The 4042-nt window shown below is 65.2% G+C and carries 2 protein-coding genes; both read right to left on the reverse strand.

Annotation, left to right across the window (positions count from 1 at the left end; genetic code table 11):
- A partial coding sequence (locus tag J7J55_02655) for a hypothetical protein (GenBank protein ID MCD6141608.1) occupies window positions 1-3639 on the reverse strand: 3639 nt, incomplete at its 3' end.
- On the reverse strand, window positions 3611-4042 hold a 432-nt coding region (locus J7J55_02660), incomplete at its 5' end, for a hypothetical protein (protein ID MCD6141609.1). The genes J7J55_02660 and J7J55_02655, both read right to left, overlap by 29 nt.

The raw sequence follows: 4042 nt of genomic DNA on the forward strand, positions 1-4042 counted from the left end.
CACCGAGAACGAGAGCTCGTCGCTCCATCCGCCCGTGGGGCGATAGGAGAGCTTCCCGATCAGGCTCTGATTCAGGCTCGGCTTGGCGATCCCCTTGTAGATGACGGCGCTCCGGTTCCAGGTGTAGGTTATGCTCGGACGGAGGTCCTTGATCCCGGAGTAGGAGAGGCGGAGGGTGATCCGGTCCGAGGTCTGTTCCCGCTCCAGCCCGAGTCCGGAGAGCTCGTGGTTGTAGTTCACCGTGGTGCTCATCCCGGAGTAGCCGAGGGTGAGCGATCCGCCGCCGCCGATCGTTATGACTCCATCCTTCTCGCTGAACGTCGCGGTTAGGACAGGGAGCGCACTCAATCCGCCAAGCTTAAGCTTGGCGACGCGGGTGGTGAGCTTCCCGTCGTGGGTCACCCGGAACGGGCCGGCCCCGCGGTCCAATCCCACCTTGTAACTGAAGGAGACCGTCCCCAGCACGACCTTCCCCGACCAGTCCACGCTTCCGGATAGGGACTCGCGTTCGCTCCTGCGCTCCGGGGAAAAGCCGACCGGCCGGGAGAACGTCACCGCCAGGGTCAGCCCGGGGAGCGGCTTCGCGGTTCCGTTCGCGGTGAGGCGCGTGTCGCGGCGGGTCGCGTCCCCATCCCAGGTGAACCCGTCGTTCCACCCGAGGGAGAGGGATAAAGCGTCGGAGAAGAGCTTCTCGGATAGATCGATTTGGTAGCTGAATTTGCCGGAATCGAACCCCGCCGCATCCGGATCGTCGTCGACGAGGCGATGGCGGGCGCCAAGCGATAGGGTCGGGCCGAACTCCCAGGAGAGGGAGGCGGAATCGTCCAACGTCCGCTTCGGATGGTCGGAGGAGAGGTCAAGGAGGTAGTAGGAGTGGGCAGCGGATAGGGACAAGCCGTCGGCAGGATCGCCGTCGAGCTCGAGTGACCAGCCGGTACGGTCCTCCCGCCCGAGCCTTCCGATCGCGGTGAACTCCGGGGAGACGGTCTCGAACGCTCCCGTGAGGGTGAACGGACCCAAGGCGCGGTTGAAGTCCGCCCGGACGATCCCGCCGCGGGCGGTGTGGTCCGCCGCCGGGATATCCCTGAACCTCCCCGGATCGCGCCCGTCGATTCGCGTCACCGCCGTGGGGTACCTCGCAACCGTACCTCCGGCGGCGTGGACCACCTCGAGGACGTAGCCCTCCCCGGCGCGCGTCCCGGCCCACACTCCTCCCTCCCCGTCCGGGGAGACCGCGGTCACCGCTCCGCCGGTGTAGGGGGTGAGACCCGTGAGGGAGTGGAGCCCGGCCTCATCCCCGTACCACAGGGTTCCGTTCACAATAGCCACGGAATAGACCGGCGTCCCGAACACGATCCAGCCGGTCCCGACCCCGTCCTTGAACCCTCGTAATCCGAGGTCGCTCGCCGCGTACACCGTCCCGTCCCGGACGATGATCCGATTCACCCGCACCCCGGACATCCCGGACATGGGGGAGAGCTCGCCCGTCTCCGGGTCGAACGCGAACAGGCCGTGATCGGTCCCGAGGTAGACCGTCCCTGCGGACGACGCCCCGATGGCGCGGATCGGGCCGAGGTCGAGGATCTCCTGTGAGACGTAAATTTTCCAGCTTTCCGGCTCATCGAGTGAATCGAGCGGGACCGCCGCGATCCCTCCTTCCGTCCCGATCCACAGCGTACCGTCTGCCACCGCCAGGGAGTGGACGGCGGAGTTGGGGAGCCCGGCGTCGGTGGAGTAGCGGTGCCAGTTCTCCACCCGGGCGAGGGGGGAGTCCCCGCTGAGATCGAGGACGGTGAGCCCGCCTGCGGTGGCGAAGAACACCCTCCCCTCGACTCCGCGGACGTCGTAGACGCGGTTGGCGCTCAACCCGTCCGCTGCGGTGTAGAGGTCCCAATCTCCGTCATGGTAGACGCTCACCCCGGCGGCGTGGGCGAAGAACGCATATCCATCGACCGTTGCAATCGCGGCGACGGCGTTGGGGAGGTTGACCCGTGCGTTGTCGTCGAACGGGAAGCGGTCGTCGCTCCAGCCGAGGGTGAAGTCGGCGGAGAACCCGTCCAGATCCACCCGCCCGACGAGCCCGGAGACGGTGTGGGTGTTCGGCATGGTGCGTGCCCTATCCGGATCGGTGAGCGGGGTTGGATGGTCCGCCGCCTGGAGGAGGCTCCCCTCCAGTGACAGGGAATCCGACACCGGAAGCTGCAGGCTCACCCCGTAGAAGTCGCGGGAGTACTCGGCAGAGCTCCCCAGCCCGCCCCGCGCCCGCTCGTAGTCGATCTTGATCGTGTCGGAGTCCTTCACGTCGACGAGGAGGATCAGCATCCCGACCTCGTAGTCGATCGTGTAGTCGGTGTCGCGGGTGAGGAGTTTTCCGTTCAGGTAGACCTTCTCGCTTCCCGGGACGATGGAAAGCCCAAGGGGATAGGCATTCCCTGAGACGGAGTAGCTGAACGAGACCCGCATCGCGCTCCTCTTCCCGGCGTAAAACTCCGGAGGAAAGTCGACCTCCAGGATCCCCTCCTCTGGGAACGGAGTGATGGAGTAGGCTGACGCGAGGTCGGGATCGGTGATCGGGCGGAACGTCGCTCCGTCGACGCTCACCTCGACCTCGACGTCCTTCACCCCCTTCTCCCCCAAGTAATAGAACTTCCTCCTTCCACCGGAGGTGAGGGGATAGTTGGTCCCGTCGACGGTGATGTTCACGTGGGCGGAGAGGGCGTCGAGGAACGCCCGTTCGTAGTCGGTCCCCGGGTTGAGGGGATAGGTCTCCTTCTCCTTCCCGGTGAGGCCGTTTTCCTGGTTGTACGCCTTGATGTAGTCGGAGATCCGGGCGCGGAGGAGATCATGGGGATGGCGGAGGAGGACCAGATAGTCGGACTCGTCCGCCACCACCGCAAACGCCCCCTGTTTCAGCTCCTCGCGCGGGGATTCGGAGATCGTCTTGTACAGGTAGCCGAGTCCGTAGTTCGTCAGTAGCTCCTTGAGCCCGGACGAGGGGGAGAACTCGAGGTCGACCTCGGAGAACCCCTCGATGTACGGGGCGGAGAGCTTGTAGTGGAAGAGCCCGTCCAGATTGCGGGGATAGGGCTGTGTCTCCCACGGCCGATCCGGGGGGGAGAAGGAGAAGGTGATCTCACCGTGCGCGCTGTGGCCGACGAACGTCTTCGACTCGGAAATCCCTTCGATCTGGGAGAGTATCGCGGTCGCTGTCCCACTGCCGGGGAGCTTGTAGTCGAGGCGAATCCCCTTCAGCTTCTTGTTGTACACGGCGAACGCTTCCTTCCCCGAGAGGGAGAAGTCACCCAGTACCCCGGTCAACGGATCGGCGTTCAGGTGCAGGGTGATGGTCTGCATGCTCGGGGGCTCCTGGTCGTTGAAGTGGGCATCGAGGGTAAGGACGGAGAGGGCCGTCGCGGTGACGTCGACGGCGAGGGTCTGATCGAGGACGAGCTGGTACGGGGCCTGCCCCAACCCCTGTGAATCCCCGATCCCGTACCGGAGGGTGAACGTCTTTCTTCCGGAGATGTCGGCGCTGAACCGGTCGGAGGCGGCGTCTCCGAACCCGGAGCTCACGAGCCCCATGACCAGTAGCGCGAAGACGAGCACCCACCTAGAAGCTGTAGGTAAGTGAAGCACCATAGCTACCTCCGATCTGTCCGCTCTCGCGGTAGGAGAGATCTATCCGCGTATTGGCCAGCCGCACTGACAGGCCCATGCTCGGCCCGGTATGGTTGATCCCGACCCTGATCCCGAGCCCGCCAACCCATCCTTCGATCCCGGCAGCGAACCCGACGCCGGAGGAGGAGAGGCCGCTTGCCACGAACGCAGCGCTCCACTCTACTTCCGCGGATGGCCGCAGCCGGAGCGCAACCCCGAGGTCGAGCCCTGACTCCCATTCTCCCTGCCCGCCGGTGGAGTACTCGACCGGCTTGGATAGGGCGTTTTTCCACATCAATCCAATCCGGACAAAGTCGGCATTGATGAGGACCGCTGGATCGAACCCCCATCCAAACGCGGTGTACGGGCTCTCCACCCCGTATAC

Source organism: Candidatus Bipolaricaulota bacterium, from assembly GCA_021159055.1.
Taxonomy (GTDB): domain Bacteria; phylum Bipolaricaulota; class Bipolaricaulia; order UBA7950; family UBA9294; genus S016-54.